We start from the raw sequence: 24,458 nt of genomic DNA, 5'->3' as shown, positions 1-24,458 counted from the left end.
CTTGAATCTGTGCGAAAAACCGGGGGATTGTCTCAAAAGGCTGGAGCCGCGCGGCCTCAGTTGTCCTGAAGCAGCGAACTGAAATTCGCCTCCTGCGCGATCAGCACGGCCTGCGTTCGGCTTTGCACCCCGAGCTTTCGCATGATCGCGGTGACGTGAGCCTTCACCGTCGTCTCGGCAATCGACAACTCATATGCGATCTGCTTGTTCATCTGCCCCGCGCAGATGAGTTGGAGAATGCGCGCCTGTTGCCGGGTCAGGTGAGAAATCCGCACGAGCGCGTCTTCGCGGGCCGTGAGCGGCGCGTTCGCGGTCTGATGAGACAGCGCGACCTCGGGCGCATAGACCTCGCCGCGCATGATCTGGGTCAGGGCCAGCCGAAAGGTGTCGCGCGAGGAATGTTTGGGCACATATCCCGCCGCGCCGACCCGAATGGCCGACCGGACCACGCGCGGCTCGGTCTCGGACGAGACGATGATGACGGGCGTCTCGGCGCTGGATTTCACGAGCCGGACCAGCCCTTCGAGACCGTGAACATCGGGCAGGTTCAGGTCGAGCAGAATGACATCCGGGGCCGTGTCGCGGGCGAGGTGATCCAACGCCGCTTCCAGCGTGCCCGCCGTCACCACATGCTCGATCCCCATCGAGGCCCTGAGCGTCATGGAAAGTGCGTCGCAGAACAGCGGGTGATCGTCGACGATCATAGCTGAGTTCAAGGCCCCCTCCGTCATGGTTGCGGTCGCCTGCGACGGGTCGCGGAGGTCGCCTCGCCACCCATTCGTCACGCATCGAGGCTAGCAACGCACGATCCCGCCTCATATTGGCGAAAGGTCGGAGAGGTTCGGGACCGCGGGGCGGTGTTCGATCTGGCGCCGCTCAGGCCACGATCTAGGGCGATCACCCGGCCCTCGGACCATATTCCATCGTGCCGATCTTCGGGTTGATGAAGGTGAACCGCGACCGACCCGACTCTTTCGACGCGTAGAGCGCCGTATCCGCATCCGCCATGATCCGTTCGGCATCCGGCCGCTCGTATTGCGTCGACAGCACGAGGCCGATGGACCCGGACACCCGACAGGGCGTGCCATGGAACGGCATGGGTTCCTCAAGCCGTCCGATGATCCGACCCGCGAGCGCCGAAATCCGCTCCCGATCCGTCAACCCGATGAAAAGGAGGACGAATTCGTCGCCGCCGACCCGTGCGACCACATCGTTCGTTCGCGTCTCTTCCACCAGAACGCGGGCCACCTGACCCAGAACGAAATCGCCAGCCGCGTGGCCCAGCGTGTCGTTCACCGACTTGAAGAAATCGAGATCGAGATGGGCGAGCGTGAACGGAACCCGGCGTTCGATCAGCCGGTGGAGTTCCTGATCCAGCGCCCGCCGGTTGCGCAGCCCGGTCAGCGCATCCGTATGCGCTTCGGATTCAGCGAGTTGCTTGGCTCCGTGCAACCGTTCGTTCAAGGCCCGGCTCTCGGCCATCGCCGCCGCATTCGCCTCGGCGACATAGAGCAGTTCGAGCGTCAGGTCGGTCGGCGCGAAATCCGAGCCGGCGAGCCGGAAATCGCGCACCGCGTCGAAGGTCGAGATGCCGAAGGACAGGTTGACCAGCACACCCGCGTGGTCGGGCAAGGTCACCGCACTTCCGATGAATTGCGTCTGGGGATAGGCCCGCAGGCGCAGCAGCACCTTGCCGGTCGCCCCCTTTTCGAGCAGCGCCAAAATCTCGTCCTCGCGCGGGCGTTTGAGGTCGAACAGGTCCAGCATCCGCTGGCCGAGAAAGGTCTGCCCTTGCAGAACCTTGGCCATCGTGGGGCCGACCTGCACGATGCGCCCCTCCATATCGAGCAGCAGGTGCAGGGGCATGAGCCGATCCAGTCCGCGGCCCGAAACGGTCACGCGCAGCGGTGTCATGTCGTTCATCCGACCTGCCCCCCCGCCGTCAGCCCGCCTTCGCTCAGATCGAAGCCGCGCCCTTCGGAATACGAGGATTCGAGAAGATGGATGTCGATAATCTCGACACTGCGGCGGCGGCCCACGTGGTCGAGCAGCACCAGCGCGCCGTAGTCGTCCGCCATCGCCCGCAAGAGCCCCGCAATGACATGCCCTGCGCCCCTGACCTTGCTCCGGCAGGCGAGTTCGAAGCGCCCGGGTTCGATTTCGTAGAGCACGAGATCCGGCAGGCCGATGTCGGGAACCGCAAGCGCGACACGCCCCGGCAGGTCTTCGAGCGAATGCAGGAAATCCTCGTAGTCGAGACCGCCGAACCGCAGCAGGCGGCGCACCCGCCCGGACGGCGTAGCGGTGATGAGAAAGGTTCCGAAATCTTCCAGAAGCGTGTCGCGCGGTTTGCCCAGAAGGATGGCGCAGCAGGACACGAGACGATCCGCCAGATGGTCGTCGTATTGGAACATCGTCTCGAACCCATCGAAAGGCAGGTCGAGTTGATCCAGCGCCGCGCCCCACAGCTCCGCCCCGTAGGCGGACCTCACGAACATTTCGAAAGAACGGCAAATAATGCCATGCATGCTGGAACCCTCAATTAAGTCTTAAGACTAGAGTTGCGGGGTTAAGAAACCGGAAAAATCAGTCGAACGAGGCGCCGACCGCGCGCAAAGTCGGCGTTCTCGGCGCAGAATTCAAAACAAATGTTATCAATAGGTTAACGCGATCCACCTCCGGTGGTGCGCTCAAAGCCCCAACCAACCGGGGAGGTAACCGATGTCGGGCAGAACGACATCCGCATGTCCGGTGAGTCGGCGCTCATCGGCGTGACCCGTCAGAACCGCCACCGCGTGCATCCCGGCTGCGCGGGCGGCGACAAGATCGTGCAGGCTGTCGCCGACCATCGCGATTCGGTGCGGCGCAATGTTCATGGCCTCTGCAAAGGCAAGACACATGGCCGGGTCCGGTTTGGGCGCCCAGCCGCTGTCGGACCCGGCGATGAAATCGAAGGCCTCGACAACGCCTGCGCTTCCCAGATGCGCACGCGCCGGAACCTCGCCATCGTTGGTCGCCACGCCGAGTTTGAGACCCTTGGCCCGCAATCCCGTGAGAAGCGGCACCAAAGGCACGGCTTCGGCCATCGGCGCGGTCGCGGCGGCGGCGTTCATGCCACCGATCAGCACATCCGGCGCGATGCCCAGAACCGGCGCGACGGCCTTGGCGACATCGTCGGGCGTCCCGGCGATCACGACCGATGCGTCCCGAAACCGGCCTGTGGCCCGGTCGAACTCGACCGCCTCCGCGATCGCGTCCGCCAGCGCGGGGTCGCCCTGTGCAAGACGTTCGATGACCGTGTTCGCCCAGACCGTCCAGGTCGCATCGAAATCGAACAGCGTGCCATCCTTGTCGAACAGGATCGCATCCACCTTGCGGTTCATGTCCAGTTTACCTCGCCCCCGCCGGGCAACGCCTGCCGGGCCTGCATCGGCTGCGCATAGTCCAGCCCGGACGCATCGCAGAACGCCACGACCCAGGCATCGTCCATCGTGATGAAGTCGAGCACGGCGACAAGGAACTGCGGATCACCGGCCCCTTCCCGCAACGCGCCCACGTCACCGCCCGTCGACCCCAGAAAGACCGGAAGCAGGTCATCGTTGCCCGCAAGCCAGCCAAGTGCCTGTAAACCGATGGTTTCGGCCATTTCCTGCTTCATCTGCCCCTCATCCCGACCGGGAGAAACCCTTTGTTAAGACTTCTTGGGCAAAGATTACCCAATCGCGGAGCACTTAATACAAAATCGAGCAGAAAAGAATGGGCGGACGCATCATCATCGCAGACGACCTCGTCACCGACCGGATCGCGCTCAAGGCGCGGCTGGCGGCGGCGCGGCACAGCGTGACACAGGCGCGCACGCGGGACGAGCTGCTGACGCGCGCCATCGCCGACAAACCCGATGTCATCCTGATCGACATCGACTTTCCCGGGGGCGGTATCGCCGCCTGCCGCGCCCTGAAGGCCCGGCCCGATCTGGCCGAGGTGCCCGTCGTGATCTACGGCGCGGCCGACGACAGGGTGGCCCGGATCGCCGCGCTGGAGGCAGGGGCCGAGGAATGCCTGACCGATCTTCCCGGCGAGGCCCTTCTGCTCGCCCTTCTGCGCAACCTGACCCGCAAACGCGCCGAGCGGGAGGAGCTTTTGCGCCGTCAGCCCCTGGGCGCAGCCGACGCATTCGCCGAAGCATCCGCCGGGTTCGCGCCACGCGCCCGCATCACGGTGGTTCCCCCCACCGCGACCGAGGGGCCGGGCTGGCGCAGCCGGATCGCCGCCGCCTCGGGTGCCAAGGTCACGCTCGCCACGTCTGCGACCGCGCTGGAACCGGAAGCCGAGGGCGACGCCTATGTCATCGCGCTGACACCGGGCAACCCCGGCGCGGCGCTTGGGCTTGTCGCGGAATTGCGCGCCCGACCATCGACGCGTCACGCGCTCGTCCTGCTGCACACGCCGCGCGAGCGTGACGACACCGCCGACATGGCTTTCGACTTCGGGGCGGACGCCGTGATGCGCGGCGCCTTCTCCAGCGCGGAACTGGCCGCGCGTCTGGACCGGCTTCTGGACCGGAAACGGGAAACCGACCGGCTTCGCGCCCGCGTCGAGGATCAACTGGACGAGGCCTTGCGCGATCCGCTCACGGGCCTGTTCAACCGCCGTTACGCCGACGGCTACCTCGCCCGGATGCAGAAGGAACATGGGGGCACGCGTCGATCCTGCGCCATGCTGTTGCTGGACCTCGATCACTTCAAATCGGTCAACGACCGCTTCGGCCATCTTGCCGGCGACGACGTGCTGGTGGAGACCGCGCGCCGCCTGAAAGCCACCTTGCGTGAGATCGACCTCGTCGCGCGCATCGGGGGCGAGGAATTCCTTGTCGTGCTGCGCGACACCACCGGGGACGAGGCGCGGCTGACCGCCGAGCGCCTGCGGGCCGCCGTCGCCGATACCCCGGTCGACGCCCGTGACGGACAGACCCCGATTTCGGTCACCCTGTCCATCGGCATGGCGCTATGCTCCAGCGCGATAAGCAACCCGCGCGAGTTGTGGGATCAGGCCGACCGGGCGCTTTACGTGTCCAAGGCCGGGGGGCGCAACATCGTGACCTGCGCGCCCGAGCGCAGCGCGGCCTAGCGTATTGGCGGCTTTGCCCGGTCCATCGCCCGTTTGAACCCCTCTTCCATACGCGCCGCCAGCGCCGCACGTTCGTCGGCGGACATCGCGGCGATCTGCTCCACGACCACGTCGCGCCCGATTTCGCCACGCCGTTCGAACACTTCGGTCTGCGCGGCCATGACCGCCCGCAGCGCCTCCTCGTCGAACTCCTGCGCCCGCAGGATCGTCAGCATCGTGGCCAGCTGATCGGCCAGTTGCGCCCGGTTGTCGCGGTAATCCCCCGCCCGTTCGCGCAACGCTTGGACGGCCTGCTCACGATACGGATCGGGCAGCGACCGCGAGAACGGGCCCAGCGCCGGATCGAAGGACGACCGCGCATCCCGTGTCGAGCGGCCCGGCGGACCCTTCGGCCCGTCACCGTCGAACCGCGCCCCGACCACCACACCCGCCACAAGCAGGTTCAGCGCGAGCGATATGGCAAGAAGCGCCTTGGCCCAGATCGGGAACCCGCGCCGCGTCGATGTGTCTGTCCCGCTCATTGCGACATCGCCTCCTGATAAGTGACATAGGCCGAATAGCCCGGATAGATCTCTTCCAGTTCGAAATCCGACGCCGAGGTGGAAAGCACACCACCCGTCAACACGGTCAGCGCCTCGGGCTGGGCCGCCCCGATCCAGACCCCCGCCGCGGCGGCCGTGGCCATTCCGGCGAGCGCGGGCCATCCCCCAATCACCGCCGCCAGCGCCGCGAGCAATCCGCGCCGGCTGCGCGACACGGGCCTTACCTGTTCGCGCGCGACCGCCTCGCCCTCGGCATCCACCATGATCCGCGCCAGAAGATCCGAGGACGGCACGGGCGCGTCTGCCCGCCCCGCTTCGAAGAACCCGTTTAGCATCACGTCGTCGCGACCATTTTCGTCAATCCGAGCCATATCCCAACTCCTCGCGCCGGCCGGAGAGTATCCCGGCCAGCGTCCTTTTGCCCCGGGCGGTCAGACTTTCGACCGCCTCGACGCTGATCTCCATCGCTTCGGCGATCTCGGGGTTCGTCAGCCCCTCGAGATGCCTGAGCACCACCGCTTCCCTCTGCCGGTCCGGCAATTGCGCCAGCGCCCCTTCCAGCGCCCGCGCCCGGTCGGCTTCGATCAGCCCCGCCACGGCCCCCGGTGCATCGTCTTCGGGTTCCGCCACGCTGTCGATGTCCACGCTCCGGCGCTTGCGCAACCGGTCGGTGCACAGGTTCGAGGCGACGCGAAACAACCATGTCGTTACCTTCGCCTCGCCCTGCCGCCACTCCGGCGCAACACGCCACAGGCGCAACATGGCCTCCTGCGTCACATCCTCGGCCTCGGCCCGGTCGCCGCCCAGCATACGCGCGGCGAACCCCAGCACCCGCGGCGCAAGGCGCGCGGTCAGAAGCCGGGCCGCCTCACGGTCGCCGTTGCCATAGGCGACCAGAAGCGCCTCGTCCGAGACGTCTCGGGCTTGGTCGAATGCCATATCCATCGCGTCCGGTAGTAAACTCTGTCCCCTTCTCGCGCGCAATCCGGATGGGCAGGCCCCCGAAGGGGCCCGCCCCGGTCACGCAACTCTTAGTGCCGGTCGGGCATCTGCGGCATCCGCTCGCCCCCGCGCGGGCCGTGACCGTCCCGCATCGAATGGCCTTCACGCCCGCCGCGCTCTTCGAACCGGTCCATCCGCGACAGCACCTTCTGGCGTGCCGCATCGAACTCCTCTTCCGAGACCGCTCCGTCATCGTCGGTGTCGGCCCGAGCGATGAGCCGGTCGAGACCCGGCATCGCCTGCATCTCGGCCTCGTCGATCGCACCGTTCCCGTCCGTATCCGCGCGCTGGAGCAGACCGCTCGCCATCTTCTCGGCCCGCGCCAGAACCTGCGCATCCGACGGACGCCCCGGCACTTCGCCCGGCGCCGCGGCGTTCACGCGCTGCTGATACTTCTCTTCGAACCGCGCCACACCGGCATCGGTCAGCTCCTGAAGCGTGACCGACCCGTCGCCATCGGCATCGGCCTCGGCGAACCGCTCGGTCGCGCGTTGCACGGCATCTTCGGGCGTGAGCGCCCCGTCGCCATTGGCATCGAGTTCGGTGAAACTCATCTGCGGCCCGCGCATCATGCCGCGCATGTCGTCGGACCGGTGCCCGCCGGGCTTGGCCGAGGCCACGCCGGTGGCGGCCAAAGTCAGGGCCGATGCGGTCAAAAGGCCGTAGCCCGCTATCTTGAGTGCTCGTTTCATGTCTTACTCCTCTCGGGGTTCAAGGTGTCCTGCCTTGAAGCCGGGCGTTTCTCGCGCCCTGCATGACCTTCAAACGGGCACCCCGCCCGGTTCCGTCGCACATGACGAAAAAAACCCGCATCATTCCGCCGATCCGGGCGGCGCGACATATCGCGCCATAGGCAACCCGGCACGAAGTCCCTAGGTAAACCCAAAGCGAAGAGACCACTTTGAGAGACACGCATGGACGCCTCGACGACCGCCGATCTGGCACGCGCCACCGACACCGGCGACGAACGCCCGCTGAAACCCGCCGTCTGGCGCGGGTGGCGGCGCAAGTGCCCGCAGTGCGGCACCGGCCCGTTGATGAAAAGCTATCTCAAGGTGCGCGAGACCTGCCCGGTCTGCGGCGAGGAACTGCACCACCAACGCGCCGACGACGGCCCGGCCTATCTCACCATTCTCGTGGTCGGTCACCTGATGGTGCCGTTCTTCCACTACGGCTTCACCATCTTCCGCCCCGATCCGATGGTGCTGTTCTCGGTTCTGGCGATCCTCGCGGTTGCGCTCTCCCTCTACCTTCTGCCAAGGTTCAAGGGCCTCATGGTGGGGGTGCAGTGGGCCAAGCGGATGCATGGCTTCGCCCCGCCCGAGGCCAAGAGCGAATACTGACGCGGGCGCTTCCCCCCGCGCGAGGGAGGCCCATGGCGACCGAGACCATCGACAAATCCAAGGTGATCCGCGACGCGGCCACCGTCGTGCTGATCCGTGACGCGGACACGAAGCCGCGCGTCCTGATGGGCCAGCGCGGCGCCAAGGCCGCGTTCATGCCGAACAAGTTCGTTTTTCCGGGCGGCGCGGTCGACAAGGCCGATCACGGCCTGCCGCTGGGCGACAAGGGGGCCGAGCCCTGCCGTACCCGACTGGGTGAGGACGCCAAGGACGGGATCGGCCCCGCACTCCTCGCCGCCGCGATCCGCGAGCTTTTCGAGGAAACCGGGCAGATCCTCGGCACGCCCGGCGACTGGCCGACCAGCCCCCCGCCGACATGGGAAGGCTTCGCGAGGGCCGGCTACCTGCCCTCGCCGGACGGGCTCGCCTTCGTGTTCCGCGCGATCACGCCGCCGGGGCGCTCGCGCCGGTTCGACGCGCGGTTCTTCGTGGCCGACGCGGCCCGGATCAAAACCGATCCCGACGACTTCTCGCGGGCCGAAGACGAACTCAGCCACCTTCAGTGGATCGCACTCAGCGACGTGCGCGATTTCGACCTGCCGTTCATCACGCAGGTCGTGCTCGCCGAAATCGCGGGACGCCTTCCCGATCTCGATGCCCCCGCATCGGTGCCCTATTTCAAGAACGACGAGGAAGAGTCGCTTTTCATCCGGCTCGGCGGCCAAAGCCCGCTCGCCTGATCCTTCTTCGTTTCCAGAAACCTCGGAGGGGGGCGACGGCGGCGTGCCGACGTCGCGGGGAGGCTGGCCTCCCCAATCCGCGCGGTGTCCGCCGCAGGCGGACCCGCGCAAGACATGCGCGGGCGCACGCCCGCTCCGCTTGATACCGTCCACAGACCGCACGGCTTTCGGGCAAAGGCGCACAGGGCGCGGGCAATCCCGCAACACATTCGCCACACTCGGAAAAATTCTTTTGATCAAATTTGGCGGCGCGTTAACCTTTTTCCCATGGTCCGGCGTTGAGACTGCACGGACCCAAAGACAAGAACAGGAGGTCACGTGATGCAGGATGCGCTGGTCGCCGCCGCCAACGACCTTGTCGGCGATGGAATGCAGGAAACGGGCATTACGCTCACCGATACCTTGCGGCACTACATAGCGATCACCCTCGCCCGTTACATGCGCGAACAGGTGCATGTCGACGGGCTGACGATCCGGGTGGTCTCGGCGATGGATAGACGGGCGGATGCGCGCGAACTGCGGGGCCTTGCGGATTGTTGCCTCATCGCCTGCTCGATCTTCGAACGACGGTTGCGCCGCGCCGGGGGATCGCTGCGCCATTACTCGGGTCTCGGCCAGACCGCCTATGGCGCCGCCGCACTCACCGAACAGGCGTACTCGTTCCCGCATATGCGCGACGTGATCGCCGCCGCGACGGGCCATCCGCCCGAAGGCGTGCGTGACCTGATCGAAGCCGCCCGCGCGGGGTCGTCCCATGCCTCGAAACAGCTTTCGGATGACGGCATCATCGCCTTCCCCACACAGCGATTCCATCACTGACCCCCGGATATAAGAAGGCCCCGTCCGGCAAGGGGGTCGGACGGGGCCATTTCGCGCTGGTGATATGGGGGGGCAGGAACGAGCGCGAAAAACTCGGTAAGGTCTAAGGGAAATCGCGACGCGCGCCGAGGGTGCGGAAGGCGCGCGTCGCGGCCCGTTCTAGGCGGCGGGTCGCAAAAGCCCCCCCTCCCCCAGCCGGGCATCCGGGTCGGTCATGGCGGACACGAGCATACGTGCGGCCAGACCGTCATAGGTTGCATAGGGTGCCGGTTTCGGCGTTCTGGTCAGGAAGGCGAGCGTCGTCTCGCCAGGGATATCCGCCGTGGCCACGATCAGCGCGCCGCCATCGGCGTGCAGAACCTGATCTTCGGCGAAATGGAGTGTAAGGACGTCGTGCACCTGTGCCACATCCTGCACGATCCCGGCGTAGCCCACCAGATCGCGGGCCTTGAGCACCGCGAAGGGATCGCCGAACAGGTCTTCGGCCGCGTCGCTTTCGACGACGACCCGCTGCTCGGCCGTGAGCGTCATGGGGGTCGCGTTGCCGAGGGCCCCGGCGGGCACGACGACGGGCATGGTCTGGGACGAGGGGCGCAGGGGTGTGGCGACCGGCGTGCGGGTCACGGCGACGACCGGTTGCAGGCCGTTGTCGAAGGTGAGGACGAGGTCACCGACCGCGATCGCCTCGACCGCCCGCCATCCCATCGCGGTTGCGATCCGGGTGCCGGCGACAAGGCCGGTGGTGCGGTAGGCTTCGCCCGACACGTCGTCGGAACGCCCCGCCCGCTGGCGGCTGGCGCTTGTGGCGCGCATGTCGTGCATCCCGAACATCGGTCATTCCCCAGTCTTCGATCGCGACAAGACCGGGTGGCAGCCCATGTGGCCTCGTCGCTTGTTCACAGACTGGAAAGGCTCAGGGCAGATTCTCGGGCAGAAATAAGGTGAATTTTAGTCAATGTTGCGAATTATCGCACGATCCCGGCACAGTCCGCCCCATTGTCGCCCCAAGCGCGACAGACTTACCCGTCGAACCTGTAGCCGAACCGCTCGATATCGGTGGCGCAGGCCTTTTCCACCGCCTCGCGGCCCCTTTGATCGTAGGCACTTCGATAGTCGCGCCCCCGATTCGAGGCGTTTTCATGGGCAATTTCGTGAAATTTCACCCCAAGTGTGGCCTCGACCAGTTCCAGATCCTCGCGCAAGTGCTCGAGCCGGATGAAATGATCCCCGCGCTCGATCCCGTCCTGATCCTCGATATAGCGGCCATAGGGGTTCAATTCCATCGACCTCAGGATCATCGGGTCGGTCACGAAATCCTCGAAGGCCAGCGCCTTGGCCTTGCCCACCGCCGGATGATCGAAGCTCTGCGCCCGGAGCCAGTGATAGTAGCTCACCATCCGGTCCCACGGGTTGCGCACGAGGGTGAAGACGAAGAAATCCTCCATCTCCTGTTGCGTCACCAGCCCGTAAAGATCGGAGAGCATCGAATGCTTCCACAGCCGCCCGGATGTCTCGATCCCCTTCACCTTGCCGCGCCGCTTCTTCGCTTTCGGCGTATCGCCGAGCATGATGTCGTCCTTCATCGCCTTATCCTCGAGCATGAGGGCCAGCGACGTGCCCCCCGTCTTGGGCGCGTGGACGAAAATGTAGCGGCGGCCGCGTGAAAAGATCATGGGCCGACCATAAACCCCCGGCGCATACGAAAAAACCCGGATTGACCGCGCGGGGCCGATCCGCCCTAATCGGGGTCCGAGGTTTTACGGGAGGGACATCATGGGTTGGCTCAAGGATGAGACCGGACTGGACAAGAACGCGGCGAACTTCGTGCCGCTCACGCCCTTGTCGCATATCCGGCGCGCGAACCGGCTGTTTCCCGAACGCACCTCGGTCGTCCATGCCGACCGCCGGTTCACTTGGGGCCAGACCTTCGACCGGGCCACCCGCTTTGCCTCTGCCCTCGCGCGCAACGGCGTCGCCCCCGGTGACGTTGTGGCGACGGTTATCCCCAACACGCTGGCGCAGGTCGAGGCAAGCTGGGGCGTGCCCGCCGCCGGCGCGATCCTGAACACGATCAACGTGCGGCTCGATGTCGGCACCGTCGCCTATATCCTTGAACACGGCGAGGCCAAGGTCGTCCTGTGCGACACGCAGTTCCTGTCGGTCGTGGAAAAAGCCCTGACCCAGATGAATGGCCCCAAACCCAAGGTGGTGGAAGTCGCAGCGCCCGAAGCGGGCTTTCCAGCCACGGGACGCCACGAAGAATATGAGGATTTCCTGGCCTCCGGCGATCCCGGTTTCGACTGGATCATGCCCGAGGACGAATGGGAAAGCCTCGCGCTCAATTACACCTCCGGCACAACGGGCCGCCCCAAGGGCGTGGTCTATTCCCATCGCGGCGCCTACCTGCACACGATGGGCGTCGCGGTGGCATGGGCGCTGACACCCAAGACCCGCTATCTGACCATCGTGCCGCTGTTTCACTGCAACAACTGGTGCCACACCTGGACCATGCCCGCCGTCGGCGCCACCATCGTCACCTGCCGCGACATCACGGCCAAGGCGATCTATGACGCCATCGCGGACGAGGGCGTGACCCATTTCGGCGGCGCGCCCATCGTTCTGGGCATGATCGTGAACGCGAAAGAGGCCGACCGCCGCGCCTTCGATCACACGGTCGAGGTCTACACGGCAGGCGCCCCTCCCCCTGCCGCCGTTTTGGCGGGGATCGAGCCTTTGGGGTTCCACGTCTGTCAGGTCTACGGCCTGACCGAGACCTACGGCCACATCACCGAGACGCTCTGGAAAGACGAGTGGGAGGACAAGCCCGACACCGAACGCTACGCGATCAAGGCCCGTCAGGGCGTGGGTCACGCGGATATGGAGGAGGTCACGGTGCTGGACGACCGGATGCAGCAGGTGCCGTGGGACGGCGAGACGGTGGGCGAGATCATGGCGCGCGGCAACGTGGTGATGAAAGGTTACCTCAAGAACCCCGAGGAAACCGCCAAGGCCTTCAAGGGTGGCTATTTCCACTCCGGCGACATCGCGTTTCAGCACCCCGACGGCTACATCAAGATCACCGACCGCGCGAAGGACGTCATCATCTCGGGCGGCGAGAACGTGTCGTCGGTCGAGGTCGAGGATGTGCTGATGCATCACCCCGCCGTGGCGCTTTGCGCCGTGGTCGCCAAACCGGATGAGAAATGGGGCGAGGTGCCCTGCGCCTTCGTCGAGTTGAAGGAAGGGGCGCAAGTCACCGAGGACGATCTGATCGCCCACACCCGCGCCCAGCTTGCGGGCTTCAAGACCCCGAAAAAGGTCGTCTTCACCGAGTTGCCCAAAACCTCGACCGGCAAGATCCAGAAGTTCGAATTGCGCAAGATGGTCGCCGATTTGTAAGCGAGACTCTCACGTCACTAAAATGTCACCGCATGCCCGGATTGCCCGGACAGGAACGTGAACATATAGTGAACACATGGCCACGCTGACCCTCGACCAGAAACTCGCGATCCTGTCCGATGCCGCGAAATACGATGCCTCCTGCGCCTCCAGCGGGGGCCAGAGGCGCGACTCGCGCGACGGCAAAGGGATCGGCTCGACCACCGGCTCCGGCATCTGCCACGCCTATGCGCCAGACGGGCGCTGCATCAGCCTGCTCAAGATCCTGATGACGAACTTCTGCATCTACGACTGCGCCTATTGCGTGAATCGTGTCAGCAGCAACGTGACCCGCGCGCGGTTCACACCAGAAGAGGTCGTCACCCTTACGCTCGAGTTCTACCGCCGCAACTACGTCGAGGGGCTGTTCCTGTCCTCCGGCATCATCCGCACCCCGGACGACACGATGGCCGACATGGTGCGCATCGCCCGGATGCTGCGCGAGGACCACGGCTTTCGCGGCTACATCCACCTCAAGACCATCCCCGACGCCTCGCCCGACCTTCTGGACGAGGCAGGCCGCTATGCCGACCGCCTGTCTATCAACGTGGAACTGCCCACCGACGCCGCGGTCAAATCCTACGCGCCGGAGAAATCCCCGGCCCGCATCCGCAAGGCGATGGCCGACGTTCGCCTGCGCAAGGAGGAGGCGGGCGACAAAACCCACACCGGCCGCCGCGCGCCGAAATTCGCACCGGCCGGCCAGTCGACCCAGATGATCGTGGGCGCGGATGGCGCGACCGACGCGACGATCCTGCAAAGCTCCACCCGGCTTTACGCAAGCTACGGCCTCAAACGCGTCTACTACTCCGCCTTCTCGCCGATCCCCGACGCGTCCGCCGCCCTGCCGCTGATCTCGCCCCCTCTCGTGCGGGAACACCGGCTTTATCAGGCCGACTGGCTCATGCGGTTCTACGGCTTCGACGTGGGCGAAATCACCTCGGCGCGGCCAGACGGCAACCTCGACCTGACCATCGACCCCAAGCTCGCCTGGGCGCTGGCCAACCGCCATGCTTTCCCCGTCGACGTGAACCGGGCCGAGCGCGAAACGCTTCTGCGCGTCCCCGGCCTCGGCACCAAAACGGTGAAACGCATCCTCGCCGCCCGGCGCCACCGCACGCTGCGCTACGACGATCTCGTGCGGATGGGCGCGAACCTGAAAAACGCCCGCCCCTTCCTCACCACGCTCGACTGGCGGCCACGCAACCTCGACACGGCGGACCTCAAGGCGCGCTTCGCCCCGCCGCCCGAGCAATTGAGCCTGTTCTGATGCATCACGTCACATTGCCGCAGACCGGGGTCTACGACGCATGGCGCGACGCCGCCCGCGCGCATCTGACGGCGCGCACGCCGCCCGAGGCGATCCTGTGGTCTCGCGGCACCGAGGCGCGCGATCTGTTCGCCGCGGACACCCCGCCCCCTGCGAAGGCCGCGCAGATCACCGTGCCGAAGTCTTTCGTCGCCCTGGCGCGGCTGGTGGTGTTTCATTCGGACCCTGAACGCTTCGCCCGCCTCTACGCCGCGCTCTGGGCGCTGCAAACCGACCGCGGTTTCCTTGCCGACAGGGGCGACCCGCGTTCGGCGAAACTGAACGCGCTCGCGAAAGAGGTCGGGCGCGACCGCCACAAGATGCACGCCTTCGTCCGGTTCCGCGATCTGGGCTCCGACACCGAACGCCGCCATTTCGCGGCCTGGTTCGAGCCATCGCACCCGATCCTCGAACTCGCCGCGCCCTTTTTCGCCAAGCGCTTCGGCGACATGGACTGGTCGATCTTCACCCCCGATCTGACTGCGCATTTCGCCTCCGGCAGGCTCACCTTAACCGAACCCGCCCCGCGCCCCGACCTGCCCGGCGACCCGGCCGAGGATCTCTGGCGCACCTATTTTCGCTCGATCTTCAACCCGGCCCGGCTGAAGCCGAAGGCGATGCAGGCCGAGATGCCCAAGAAATACTGGAAAAACATGCCGGAGGCGGGGCTGATCCCCGACCTCATCGCCACCGCCCAATCCCGTGCCCGCGAAATGGCCGAAGCCGCGCCCACCCTAGCCCCCGCACGCGCCGAAAAGGTCCTGGCCCGCGTGGCCCAGGTGCAGGAGGCGCTCACGGCCTCGCAAGACCGCTTCCACGCCGCGCTCGACGCCTGCACCCGCTGCCCGCTTCACACCAACGCCACGCAGGCCGTTCCCGGCGAAGGCCCCGCGGATGCGCCCCTGATGTTCGTGGGCGAACAGCCCGGTGACCGCGAAGACCTCGTAGGTCGCCCTTTCGTCGGGCCAGCGGGCCAGCTTTTCGACCGCGCCCTCGCCAGCGCAGGGATCGCGCGTGACACGGCCTATGTCACCAACGCGGTCAAACACTTCAAATTCACCCCGCGCGGAAAACGGCGGCTGCATCAGGCGCCGAACCGGGATGAGATCGACCACTGCCGATGGTGGCTCGACCTCGAACGCGAACGCGTGTCCCCCGACCTTGTCGTCGCCCTCGGCGCCACGGCGCTCGAAAGCCTCACGGGCAGCCGGAAAGACCTCCTCAAACGACGGGGCCGGATGGAAGAAACCCGCGACGGGGCACCGCTTTTCGTGACGATCCACCCCAGCTTCATCCTCCGCCTGCCGGACCCCGTGCAGAAAGCCGACGAAGAAGCCCGGTTCATAGAAGACCTTCGCACCGCGAACCGCCTTCTCTCGGCATAGAAAAAGGGAGCGCGAACCCCGCACCCCCCTTCTCTGGTCCAAAAATACCTCGGGGAGCGCGAGGGGCTGGCCCCTCGCTCCCACCCTCACCTCAAGCGGCGCATTCCAGCAAAAGCGTACCGGCGGCCGTGTTCGAGATCGGGATGTGGTAGTTCCGGGTGATCTCGTTCACGTCATCGCCCAGCGCCCCGCGCATCATCATCCACATCAGGAACTCGGTCCCCTGCGCGCCGGCCTTTTCGACCAGCTCCATGCGGGTGATCTTGGTCAGCTCCTCCGGGTTCGACACGATATTGTCGAGGCAATAGCGGTCGAATTCCTTGTTGATGAAGCCCGCGCGCTCGCCGTCCAACTGATGGCTAAGCCCACCGGTGCCGAGGATCACGACCGTCGCATCCTCGGGGAAGGACCGCAGCGCCTTGCCCAACGCCTTGCCGAAGTCCAGCGCCCGCGCCAGCGTCGGGATCGGGTGCTGCACCGTGTTGGCCGAAATCGGCACCGTTTTCGGCATGTCCGGGTGATGCGGCGCACCGGGCCAGAACAGCTGCATCGGCACGACGAAGCCGTGGTCGACCGCAAGTTCCTGACAGGTCGTGAGGTCGAAATGATCCGCGACCATGCTCTCGGCGATATGCCAGCTCAGTTCCGGCGCACCGGGAAACGGGTCGAGCGCGGGCAGGCCCCAGCCCTCGTCCTCGTTGCGGTACTCGTTCGCGCAGCCGATCGCGAAGGTCGGCATCCGGTCGAGGAAAAAGCCAAGCCCGTGGTCGTTGTAGATGTTGATGCAATAGTCCGGCTTGTGATCCTTGATCCACTGGTGGACCTTGGGATAGCCGTCGAAGAACGGCTTCCAATACGGATCGTCGTAGAGCTCTTTCTGGATCGCGTTGCCGACCGCCGGAATGTGGGACGTCGTGATCCCGCCAAGAATTTTCGCCATTGTCCGTCCCCCTTACGCCTGGCTCGCCAGGTATTCCTTGAATTCTTCCGTGGTCTTGCCGGTCTGAAGCCCGCCCACGTCCTGCACGCCCAGCCCGAAGATCCCGGCGAATTTGGCGAGATAATAGATGTTGCCCCCGGCCTCGATCAGGCCCAGCACGTTGCGTTCGCGCACGGCCGTCTTCTGCTGGTCGTTCAGGCCGTATTTCTCCATCCAGCCCTCTTCGTCGGCCTTGAACCCTTCGCGGTTCTCGGCGCGGTTGAAGTCGTAGCACATCTTATTCAGCGCATAGCCCTTCATGGCCTGCTTGCCGTCGAAGATCGTCGTGCCCGGAATGTCGATGTGGTAATCGTAGCCCGGCATATCATGCATGGCCGTTCCTCCTTTTCATGTCCTGATGGCTTGTCGCACGCCGTGTGGCTGCCGGAATTTGACCTGAATCAAACGGCACCGGCCCGGGCGCAGATTGAATGAAGAATACGCAAAACTTATCGGACCATCCCGCCGGAAGGGCCCGATAAGCCAACAGAGGCGGCGGATCGAGCGCGAGCGATCTCAATACGACAGACACCATTTGCCTGAAACTGATAGCGCAAAGAAAAGGGCCGAGGCGATCTCTCGCCCCGACCCTCCGGCCACGCAATCCGTCTGGCGCTCAGCGCGCCCAGTAAAGCCGCATCGGGTTGTCGACGAGCAGTTTCTGCTGTTCCTCCGCCGTCCGCGCGATCTTGGGGATGAAATCCACGAGGTTGCCGTCATCCGGCATATGGCTTTTCATGTTCGGATGCGGCCAGTCCGTGCCCCAGAGCACCCGGTCCGGGAACCGCTTCACCACTTCGCGCGCGAACGGCACCACGTCGTCATAGGCCGGCGGGCCTTGCACCGACAGACGCTCCGGGCAGGTCACCTTCGACCAGATGTTGTCGTTGTCCTCCATCAGCTTCAGGAACCGCTGGAAATCCGGGTGATCGACACCCTTCTCGACATCCGGCCGCCCCATGTGATCGACCACGATGATCCCCGGCAAGCTTTCGAGGAACGGCACCAGTTCCTCCAGATCGGCCGCTTCGAAATAGACGACGATGGACCAGCCGAATTCCTGTATGCGCTCGGCCACTTCGATGAAATGCTCGCGCGGCGTCGCGTCGACCAGCCGTTTGACGAAGTTGAACCGCACCCCGCGCACCCCGGCATCGTCCAGTTCCGCCAGCTCCTCGCGGGTGATGTCGTGACGCACGCTGGCGACGCCCCGCGCCAGATCGCCCGCCGTGCGACAGGCATCGGCCATCGCGGCGTTGTCCTTACCGTGGCACGTCGCCTGCACGATCACGTTCCGGCTGAACCCCAGAAAATCGCGCAGCTCATAGAGCTTGTCCTTGCCCGCGTTGCACGGCGTGTATTTTCGCTCCGGCGCGAAAGGGAACTCAGGCGACGGCCCGAACACATGGCAATGCGCGTCCACCGCCCCCTCGGGCAGCTTGAAGTCCGGCTTTTTCGGGTTCGGGTGGAAATCCAGCCAGTCGGCGTCTTTCACTTGCACATCAGTCATCTCAGTCTCCAAACACTTCGCCGTCCATCAGCTTGCGCGCGGTGCGCAGAATGGCGGCGGACACCGGCGTGCCGCCGGCATCCAGTTTCGCGATCACGGTCATTTCGCCCGTGGGATGTTCGATGGAAAGGCTGCGCTCGGCCCCTTCCCCGGTCTCGGCCAGCGCCTGCGCGGGCGAGCCGTCGAGCAGACAGGCGGTCGCCACGCTCACCGCCCCCAAGACACCGATGGTCTTGTGGCAGCGATGCGGGATGAAGGTGCGCGTGTTCACCGCGCCCCCGGCCTTGGGTGCCGTGACCATCGTCATCTTCGGCACCGATTTCTCTGTCACGTCGCCCAGGTTCATCAATGGTCCGCAGGCCAGCCGGATCGCCTCGAGCTTCGCGCGCAAACCCTCGTTCGCCTCGAGCTCTTCCGGGCTTTCGTCCCCCGTGATCCCCATGTCCGCGCCGCGCATCACGACCACCGGCATGCCGTTGTCGATCATCGTGACCTCGACCCCCTCGACCGTGTCCACAGCGTTGCCGGTCGGCAGGAGCGCCCCGCAGGACGACCCCGCCGTGTCCTTGAACTCCAGCGGAATGGGCGCCGCCGTCCCCGGCACCCCGTCGATCGACGCCTCCCCGGCATAGGCCACGACCCCGCCCGGCGTTTTCACGTCGGCGACCGCCACCTGCCCGGTGTTCTCCATGTAGATCGACACCTTGGTCTCATCGCCCGTGGCCGCGATCAGCCCGCGCTCGATGGCGAAGGGGCCGACGCCCGCCAGCATGTTCCCGCAGTTCTGCTTGTCTGTCACGATGGGCTGATCCACGAAAACCTGCAAAAACAGGTAATCCACGTCCACACCCTCACGCTCGGACCGCTTCACCACCGCCACCTTCGAGGTCAGCGGATCGGTCCCGCCCATTCCGTCGATCTGGCGCACATCAGGGCTGCCCATGACACGCAGCAGAAACGCATCGCGCGCCGCCTCATCCGACGGCAGATCCTCGGCCAGGAAATACCCGCCCTTCGAGGTCCCGCCCCGCATCCACATACACCGCACACCACCACTCACGGCGATCCTCCTCTTTCCGGTCCGAAATATCCCGGGGGGTGCGGGGGGCTGGCCCCCCGCTTTCGCGACGCGGGCCAAGGCCCGCGGCGCAAACCCTCAGACGTATTTCAGGCCCTTTTCCTCGAGCCGCGGACGCATGCCATAGATGTCGAGCCCCAGCTCGCCCGCCTCGAACTTGGCCCGCTTCTCGGCTTCGTTCGCTTCGCGCGCCTGCGCCTTTTTCAGGACCTCTGCGGCCTCCTCGCGGCGCACGCAGACGACTCCGTCGTCATCGGCCACGATCACGTCGCCGGGGTTCACCAGCTCGTCGGCGCAGACGACCGGCACGTTGACCGACCCGAGCGTCTCCTTGATCGTGCCCTGCGCCCCGATGGCCTTGGACCACACGGGGAAGCCCATCTCTTTCAGATCGGCCACGTCGCGCACACCCGCGTCGATGATGAGGCCCCGGCAGCCCCTCGCCATCGCACTTGTCGCCAGCAGGTCGCCGAAATATCCGGCATCCGACGGGCTGATCGTGCCGAGAAGCAGCACGTCGCCCTCTTTCAACTGCTCGATCGCCACGTGGATCATCCAGTTGTCCATCGGCGGGGCGAGGATGGTCGTGGCCGAGCCGGCGATGCGCGCACCGGGATAGATCGGGCGCATGTAGCTGTTCAAAAGCCCCTTGCGGCCCTGCGCCTCATGCACCGTGGCCACGCCACACTTTGCCAGACCGTCGATCACGGCCGGGTCGGCGCGTTCGATGTTCTGGACGACGATACCGGTGGTTCCGGGTTGATAGGTCATTCGGCCTCCCCTCAGTCCAGCTCGTCCACGGTGCGCGGGAAGATCGCCTCGAACCCTTCGGCGTGGGTCGCGGCCTTGCCGCCCGCCTGCCCGCCGGAGTTGCGGCGGAAGTGGTTGCCGCGGTTCTGAGCGACGTTCTCATAGAAGTGCCACAGATGCTCCTGCCCCTGCATGCACTGAATGGCGGCCCACTTCTTGTCCCACACGTCCGAGATGTCGAGGAAGATGTTCGGCTTCCAGTTCATCTGCTCGGTCTGGTGCGGCTCGAACAGGTAAAGCTGGGGTGCGCCCAGCACCTTCTCGCCCGGATTATGACCCCAGGCCTGCGCCATCATGCGGGTTTCGAGCGCGAACTGCGTCGTGTTCATGTGATCGGTGTTGTAGGGGTCCCACTTCGAATGGCTGAACATGAACTTCGGCTGCACCGCGCGGATCACGTCGACCATCTTGTCCTTGCATTCGCGGGTGAACTCCAGCGGGTAGTCGCCCATATCGAAGAACTGAATGTCGTGGACACCCAGCGCCGACGCCGCGTTCTCGGCTTCCTTGCGCCGCTCGGTCTTGACCTTGTCGAGCGTCATGCCCTCCTGCTTCCACAGCTTCGCGCTTTCGCCCCGCTCGCCGTAGGACAGGCAGACGACGGTGACGTCGTAGCCCAGCTTGGCGTGCTTCGCGATCGCGCCACCGGCCCGCCAGACGAAGTCGGCGGAGTGCGCGGAAATGACGAGGGCGGTTTTCTTGTCGGACATAACGTCTCTCTCCCATGGATCCTGTTCGTGCCACGGCCCTGCGGGCGACCCCGGACCATCGCTCACGGCTTAGTGCAGACGGCACGTTCCTTTCCATTTGAATCCCACGCGCCGCGCATAAATATTTGCTATAGGCGAGAGGCAGGTTCAGAATACTCCACATGCACAAGGAACTGATATGTCGGTCGAATTCCTGAACCTCAGGCATCTGCGCGCCTTCATGGAGGTTGCCGACGCCCACGGGATTTCGGCCGCCGCCCATAAGGTGCACCTGAGCCAGCCTGCGGTGACGCAGGCGATCTCGGGGCTTGAGGCGCGGCTGGGGACCAAACTTCTCGACCGGCGGACCGAAGGCATGTTCCCGACCAAGGCCGGTGGCGCGCTTCTGGCGCGGGTGCGACGCATGTTCGGGCATCTGGCCCATGGCGCGGCGCTTGCGGTCAGGATCGGGCGGCGCGAGGGCAAGCCGGTGCCGGATTTCCACCTGCGGGTCACGGCCGCCCAATTGCGCGCGCTCATTGCGATCCGGGACGCGGGCAACTTCAGCCTCGCCGCCCGAACGCTGGGCATTTCGCAACCCTCCATCCACAGGGCCGGGCGCGATCTGGAAAAGTTGTCGGGGATGGAGCTGTTCTCGGCGGGCCGTCGCGGGATCGAACTGACCCCGCAGGCCGAGGCCTTCGCCCGTTCGGTCAAACTGGCCGAAGCCGAACTCAATCAGGGGCTCGACGATCTGACCCGGCTCGCAGGGCGCGACAGCACGCGCATCACCGTCGGCTCGATGCCGCTGTCGCGCACGCGCATCCTGCCCGAAGCCATCGACGCCCTGCTCGCGGGGTCCGCCGGCGTCCAGATTCGCACCATCGACGCGCCTTACGCCGAATTGCTGCGCGGCCTGCGCTATGGCGACATCGACGTTCTGATCGGGGCGCTGCGCGATCCGGTGCCGGTGGACGACGTGGTGCAGGAGCCGCTGTTCGAGGACCGCCTCTCGGTCGTCGCGGGGCCGAACCATCCCCTCGCCGGGCGCCGGAACATCGGCATTTCCGATACGCTGGCCTATCCGTGGATCGCCCCGCCCAAGGAAACACCGGGCGGGTCCTACCTGTTTCGGACGCTCCAGATCGGTGACATGCAGGAAACGCCGGTGCGCATCGTTTCCTCGTCCATGGTGCTGGTCCGGGGGCTTCTGGCGCGGGGCGATTACCTGACCATTCTCTCGCCGCATCAGGCCGAGGTCGAAATCGCCCATGGCGACATGGTGCAGCTCGACATGGACCTGCCCGACAGCCGCCGCCCCATCGGGCTCACAACCCGCACCGGATGGGTGCCGACGGCCACGCAGGCAAGGTTTCTCGACCTGATCCGGGCCGCCGCGACGCGCCGTGAAAGCCCGCCCTCTACCCAAATCGAATAGCCAATCAGGGCAATGAATTTCCAATTGGGCCGGGGCGTGCCTACATCGCAATCAGATGCGAACAGATCGAGACATAGACAGCTTCGGGGCCGAACCGACCCCGATCGCGCTGATCGGCTTCGGTGAAGCCGGGGCCGCGCTTGCCCAAGGCTGGGGTGAGGCCGGGGTCGGTGTCGCGCTTCGCGCCTTCGACATCAAGACGACCGGCGCGGACAATGCCCTCGCCTCGGCTATGTGGGACCGATACGGCGCCGCCGGCGTGACCGGGGCGAACACGGTGAGCGATGCGACGCGGGACACCCGCGCCGTCTTTTCGCTGGTAACGGCGGACAGCGCCCATGACGCGGCCCGCGCCGTCGCCGAGGAGATTCCCGAAGGCACGTTCTATTTCGACTGCAATTCCTGTGCGCCGGGCACCAAGCAAGCCTCGGCCACGGTGATCGAAGCGGCGGGCGGTCGCTATGTCGATACCGCGATCATGTCGCCGATCCACCCCAAGCTGCACGCCTCACCCATGCTGGTGTCCGGCCCCCATGCCCGCCGCGCCAAGGCGTTGATGGACGGGCTGTCCATGACCGTCCGCGTCGTCGAGGGCGATGTGGGCCGCGCCTCGTCGATCAAGATGATCCGGTCCGTGATGGTCAAGGGGATCGAGGCGCTGACGCTCGAATGCATCCTGTCGGCGGTCGAAGCCGGGGTAGCCGAGGAAGTGGTCGCCTCGCTCGACGCATCCATGCCGGGCTGGGATTGGGCGGCGCGGGCGGCTTATAATATGGAACGGACCACGACCCACGGCATCCGCCGGGCCGCCGAAATGCGCGAAGTGGTGCGGACCGTCGCCGACCTCGGCATCGCGGCCCGCATGACACCCGCGACCGTGGCGTGGCAGCAAGCCATGGGCGATCTCGGCCTGACCGGGACGCCGGAAGATTATCAAAACAGGGCCGAGGCCATTCTGGCAGCCCTTGGAAACGCGCAAATGGAGGATACCCCATGACCAGGAAGCCGAAGGAATACGACGATATTCCGGGCACGTTCGTGTTCGACGCGGACCGCTCCCGCCAGGGTTACTGGCTGAACCAGTTCTGCATCTCGCTCTCGAAAGAAGGGAACCGGCAGGCGTTTCGGGACGACCCCGAAGCCCATATGGCCAAGTTCAAGATGACCGAGGACCAGAAACAGGCGATCCGCGACCGTGACTGGAACCGCCTGCTCGAGCTTGGCGGAAACATCTACTACACCTCGAAACTCGGCGCGTTCGACGGCATCGTCTTTCAGGACCTCGCCGCGATGATGTCGGGCATGAGCCGGGACGACTATCGCAAGATGATGGTCGACGGCGGCCGCAGCCCCGACGGCAACCGCTACAAATCCGAATGGGAGAAGAAATAATGGCCAAGATCACAGCAGGTATCGCGTGCAGCCACGTGCCCGCCATCGGCGTGGCCATGGACCAGCACATCACCGAACAACCCTATTGGGTGCCGGTGTTCGAAGGGTTCGAATACAGCCGCGAGTGGAACAAGAAGAACAAGCCGGACGTGGTCTTCCTCGTCTACAACGACCACTGCACCGCCTTCGACGCGAGTGTGATCCCGACCTTCGCGCTCGGATGCGCCGCCGAGTTCACGCCCGCCGACGAAGGCTGGGGACCGCGCCCGGTGCCGGTGGTGAAGAACCATCAGGAATTCGCAAGCCACATCGCCCAGAGCCTCGTCCTTGACGAATTCGACATCACCATCATGAACGAGATGGACGTGGACCATGGCCTGACCGTGCCGCTGTCGGTGATGTTCGGCGACAAGACGCCCGAGGACGACTGGGGCACGCTGGTGATTCCGCTCGCCGTGAACGTCGTGCAATACCCCGCGCCGACCGCCAACCGCTGCTACGCGCTGGGTCAGGCGATCCGCCGCGCGGTGGACAGCTGGGACGAGGACATCAACGTCCACATCTACGGCACCGGCGGCATGTCCCACCAGCTTCAGGCGCAGCGCGCCGGGCTCATCAACGCGACCTGGGACCAGCAGTTCATGGACATCCTCGTCAATGAACCCGAGAAGGCCCGCAAGATCTCGCACGTCGAGTTCCTGCGCGAAACCGGCTCGGAAGGGATCGAAATGGTCATGTGGCTCGTCATGCGCGGCGCGCTGGACGAGAAGGTGACGGAAGTGCACCGACACTATCACGTGCCCGCGTCGAACACCGCCGTCGGTCACCTCATCCTCGAAAACCACGCCTAAGAAGGG

28 protein-coding genes are annotated in these 24,458 nt (G+C 65.5%); 11 read left to right on the top strand and 17 right to left on the bottom strand.

Annotation, left to right across the window (positions count from 1 at the left end):
• Positions 1 to 56: 56 nt before the first annotated feature.
• The 5 genes from FCT00_RS08995 to FCT00_RS08975 all read right to left on the bottom strand — a co-directional run bounded on the left by FCT00_RS08995 (position 57) and on the right by FCT00_RS08975 (position 3,658).
• A complete protein-coding gene (locus tag FCT00_RS08995; RefSeq protein WP_171042953.1) occupies positions 57 to 731 on the bottom strand; it encodes a response regulator in 675 nt (224 codons plus the stop codon).
• A 166-nt stretch (positions 732 to 897) separates the two neighbouring features.
• The gene (locus FCT00_RS08990; protein ID WP_008335227.1) at positions 898 to 1,923 is read right to left on the bottom strand and encodes a GGDEF domain-containing protein; all 1,026 of its coding nucleotides are present in this window, start codon (positions 1,921 to 1,923) and stop codon (positions 898 to 900) included.
• Positions 1,920 to 2,528, bottom strand: coding sequence for a heme NO-binding domain-containing protein (locus FCT00_RS08985; protein WP_040885339.1), 609 nt, complete (start codon positions 2,526 to 2,528; stop codon positions 1,920 to 1,922). The genes FCT00_RS08990 and FCT00_RS08985 overlap by 4 nt, the downstream gene beginning before the upstream one ends.
• Positions 2,529 to 2,690: 162 nt before the next feature.
• Positions 2,691 to 3,383 (bottom strand): HAD family hydrolase, encoded by a 693-nt coding sequence (locus FCT00_RS08980; RefSeq protein WP_171042952.1) that lies wholly within the window; start codon positions 3,381 to 3,383, stop codon positions 2,691 to 2,693.
• Entirely contained in the window at positions 3,380 to 3,658 is a 279-nt protein-coding gene (locus tag FCT00_RS08975; protein WP_138422735.1) for a DUF3572 domain-containing protein, read from the bottom strand. Before FCT00_RS08975 ends, FCT00_RS08980 begins: the two co-directional genes overlap by 4 nt.
• A gap of 98 nt (positions 3,659 to 3,756) precedes the next feature.
• Between FCT00_RS08975 and FCT00_RS08970 the strand changes: the two genes are divergently transcribed.
• Positions 3,757 to 5,127: a diguanylate cyclase gene (locus FCT00_RS08970; RefSeq protein ID WP_138422734.1), complete on the top strand. Its 1,371-nt coding sequence runs from the start codon at positions 3,757 to 3,759 to the stop codon at positions 5,125 to 5,127.
• Here the strand turns inward: FCT00_RS08970 and FCT00_RS08965 are convergent.
• The 4 genes from FCT00_RS08965 to FCT00_RS08955 form a co-directional block, all read right to left on the bottom strand.
• On the bottom strand, positions 5,124 to 5,648 hold the full coding sequence (locus tag FCT00_RS08965) for a periplasmic heavy metal sensor (protein WP_171042951.1): 525 nt from the start codon (positions 5,646 to 5,648) through the stop codon (positions 5,124 to 5,126). The two genes, FCT00_RS08970 and FCT00_RS08965, sit on opposite strands and share 4 nt — an antisense overlap.
• Positions 5,645 to 6,040: a hypothetical protein gene (locus tag FCT00_RS21435; protein WP_171042950.1), complete on the bottom strand. Its 396-nt coding sequence runs from the start codon at positions 6,038 to 6,040 to the stop codon at positions 5,645 to 5,647. The genes FCT00_RS08965 and FCT00_RS21435 overlap by 4 nt, the downstream gene beginning before the upstream one ends.
• Positions 6,027 to 6,614: an RNA polymerase sigma factor gene (locus FCT00_RS08960; RefSeq protein WP_008335217.1), complete on the bottom strand. Its 588-nt coding sequence runs from the start codon at positions 6,612 to 6,614 to the stop codon at positions 6,027 to 6,029. Before FCT00_RS08960 ends, FCT00_RS21435 begins: the two co-directional genes overlap by 14 nt.
• 86 nt (positions 6,615 to 6,700) lie before the next feature.
• Positions 6,701 to 7,363, bottom strand: coding sequence for an EF-hand domain-containing protein (locus FCT00_RS08955; RefSeq protein ID WP_138422732.1), 663 nt, complete (start codon positions 7,361 to 7,363; stop codon positions 6,701 to 6,703).
• A 222-nt stretch (positions 7,364 to 7,585) separates the two neighbouring features.
• Between FCT00_RS08955 and FCT00_RS08950 the strand changes: the two genes are divergently transcribed.
• From FCT00_RS08950 to FCT00_RS08940, 3 genes are all read left to right on the top strand, one after another.
• Complete coding sequence (locus FCT00_RS08950; RefSeq protein ID WP_138422731.1) at positions 7,586 to 8,014, top strand: DUF983 domain-containing protein; 429 nt, start codon at positions 7,586 to 7,588, stop codon at positions 8,012 to 8,014.
• Between the two features lie 32 nt (positions 8,015 to 8,046).
• Positions 8,047 to 8,754 carry an NUDIX hydrolase gene (locus FCT00_RS08945; RefSeq protein WP_138422730.1) on the top strand — a complete coding sequence of 236 codons (708 nt, stop codon included), beginning with the start codon at positions 8,047 to 8,049 and terminating at the stop codon, positions 8,752 to 8,754.
• 321 nt (positions 8,755 to 9,075) lie between these two features.
• The gene (locus FCT00_RS08940; protein WP_008335210.1) at positions 9,076 to 9,573 is read left to right on the top strand and encodes a hypothetical protein; all 498 of its coding nucleotides are present in this window, start codon (positions 9,076 to 9,078) and stop codon (positions 9,571 to 9,573) included.
• A 159-nt stretch (positions 9,574 to 9,732) separates the two neighbouring features.
• On the opposite strand, the gene FCT00_RS08935 is transcribed toward FCT00_RS08940, so the two are convergent.
• Together FCT00_RS08935 and FCT00_RS08930 are read right to left on the bottom strand one after the other, a co-directional pair.
• Entirely contained in the window at positions 9,733 to 10,386 is a 654-nt protein-coding gene (locus FCT00_RS08935; RefSeq protein ID WP_171042949.1) for a Hint domain-containing protein, read from the bottom strand.
• A gap of 206 nt (positions 10,387 to 10,592) precedes the next feature.
• A complete protein-coding gene (locus FCT00_RS08930) occupies positions 10,593 to 11,246 on the bottom strand; it encodes a sulfotransferase family 2 domain-containing protein (protein ID WP_138422728.1) in 654 nt (217 codons plus the stop codon).
• Between the two features lie 100 nt (positions 11,247 to 11,346).
• Here FCT00_RS08930 and FCT00_RS08925 point away from each other — a divergent pair, with 100 nt between their 5' ends.
• The 3 genes from FCT00_RS08925 (at position 11,347) to FCT00_RS08915 (ending at position 15,705) form a co-directional block, all read left to right on the top strand.
• Complete coding sequence (locus tag FCT00_RS08925) at positions 11,347 to 12,972, top strand: AMP-binding protein (protein WP_138422727.1); 1,626 nt, start codon at positions 11,347 to 11,349, stop codon at positions 12,970 to 12,972.
• A 76-nt stretch (positions 12,973 to 13,048) separates the two neighbouring features.
• A complete protein-coding gene (locus tag FCT00_RS08920; protein ID WP_138422726.1) occupies positions 13,049 to 14,281 on the top strand; it encodes a putative DNA modification/repair radical SAM protein in 1,233 nt (410 codons plus the stop codon).
• Positions 14,281 to 15,705: a UdgX family uracil-DNA binding protein gene (locus FCT00_RS08915; protein ID WP_138422725.1), complete on the top strand. Its 1,425-nt coding sequence runs from the start codon at positions 14,281 to 14,283 to the stop codon at positions 15,703 to 15,705. The genes FCT00_RS08920 and FCT00_RS08915 overlap by 1 nt, the downstream gene beginning before the upstream one ends.
• A gap of 91 nt (positions 15,706 to 15,796) precedes the next feature.
• Here FCT00_RS08915 and FCT00_RS08910 read toward each other — a convergent pair whose 3' ends face one another.
• The 6 genes from FCT00_RS08910 to FCT00_RS08885 form a co-directional block, all read right to left on the bottom strand.
• A complete protein-coding gene (locus tag FCT00_RS08910) occupies positions 15,797 to 16,645 on the bottom strand; it encodes a class III extradiol dioxygenase family protein (protein WP_138422724.1) in 849 nt (282 codons plus the stop codon).
• A 12-nt stretch (positions 16,646 to 16,657) separates the two neighbouring features.
• The gene (locus tag FCT00_RS08905) at positions 16,658 to 17,017 is read right to left on the bottom strand and encodes a protocatechuate 4,5-dioxygenase subunit alpha (protein WP_008335200.1); all 360 of its coding nucleotides are present in this window, start codon (positions 17,015 to 17,017) and stop codon (positions 16,658 to 16,660) included.
• 283 nt (positions 17,018 to 17,300) lie between these two features.
• Positions 17,301 to 18,194 (bottom strand): amidohydrolase family protein, encoded by an 894-nt coding sequence (locus FCT00_RS08900; RefSeq protein ID WP_138422723.1) that lies wholly within the window; start codon positions 18,192 to 18,194, stop codon positions 17,301 to 17,303.
• A gap of 1 nt (position 18,195) precedes the next feature.
• A complete protein-coding gene (locus FCT00_RS08895; protein WP_212748002.1) occupies positions 18,196 to 19,254 on the bottom strand; it encodes a 4-oxalomesaconate tautomerase in 1,059 nt (352 codons plus the stop codon).
• A gap of 96 nt (positions 19,255 to 19,350) precedes the next feature.
• Complete coding sequence (gene ligK / locus FCT00_RS08890) at positions 19,351 to 20,043, bottom strand: 4-carboxy-4-hydroxy-2-oxoadipate aldolase/oxaloacetate decarboxylase (protein WP_138422722.1); 693 nt, start codon at positions 20,041 to 20,043, stop codon at positions 19,351 to 19,353.
• 11 nt (positions 20,044 to 20,054) lie between these two features.
• Positions 20,055 to 20,792, bottom strand: a complete 738-nt coding sequence (locus tag FCT00_RS08885) for a PIG-L deacetylase family protein (protein WP_138422721.1) — start codon at positions 20,790 to 20,792, stop codon at positions 20,055 to 20,057.
• Positions 20,793 to 20,970: 178 nt separating this feature from the next.
• On the opposite strand from FCT00_RS08885, the gene FCT00_RS08880 reads away from it, so the two are divergent.
• Genes FCT00_RS08880 through FCT00_RS08865 form a run of 4 tightly spaced genes read left to right on the top strand, consistent with a single transcriptional unit; the run spans position 20,971 to position 24,452 of the window.
• A complete protein-coding gene (locus FCT00_RS08880; RefSeq protein ID WP_008335189.1) occupies positions 20,971 to 22,209 on the top strand; it encodes a LysR family transcriptional regulator in 1,239 nt (412 codons plus the stop codon).
• A 55-nt stretch (positions 22,210 to 22,264) separates the two neighbouring features.
• The gene (locus FCT00_RS08875; protein ID WP_138422720.1) at positions 22,265 to 23,206 is read left to right on the top strand and encodes a DUF1932 domain-containing protein; all 942 of its coding nucleotides are present in this window, start codon (positions 22,265 to 22,267) and stop codon (positions 23,204 to 23,206) included.
• A complete protein-coding gene (gene ligA / locus FCT00_RS08870) occupies positions 23,203 to 23,601 on the top strand; it encodes a protocatechuate 4,5-dioxygenase subunit alpha (protein ID WP_138422719.1) in 399 nt (132 codons plus the stop codon). Before FCT00_RS08875 ends, ligA begins: the two co-directional genes overlap by 4 nt.
• Positions 23,601 to 24,452, top strand: a complete 852-nt coding sequence (locus tag FCT00_RS08865; RefSeq protein ID WP_008335186.1) for a class III extradiol dioxygenase subunit beta — start codon at positions 23,601 to 23,603, stop codon at positions 24,450 to 24,452. The genes ligA and FCT00_RS08865 overlap by 1 nt, the downstream gene beginning before the upstream one ends.
• Positions 24,453 to 24,458: the final 6 nt, after the last annotated feature.

The sequence above is a fragment of the Maritimibacter alexandrii genome, assembly GCF_005871115.1.
GTDB lineage: Bacteria > Pseudomonadota > Alphaproteobacteria > Rhodobacterales > Rhodobacteraceae > Maritimibacter > Maritimibacter alkaliphilus.
This window is presented reverse-complemented; position numbering and strand designations above follow the sequence as displayed.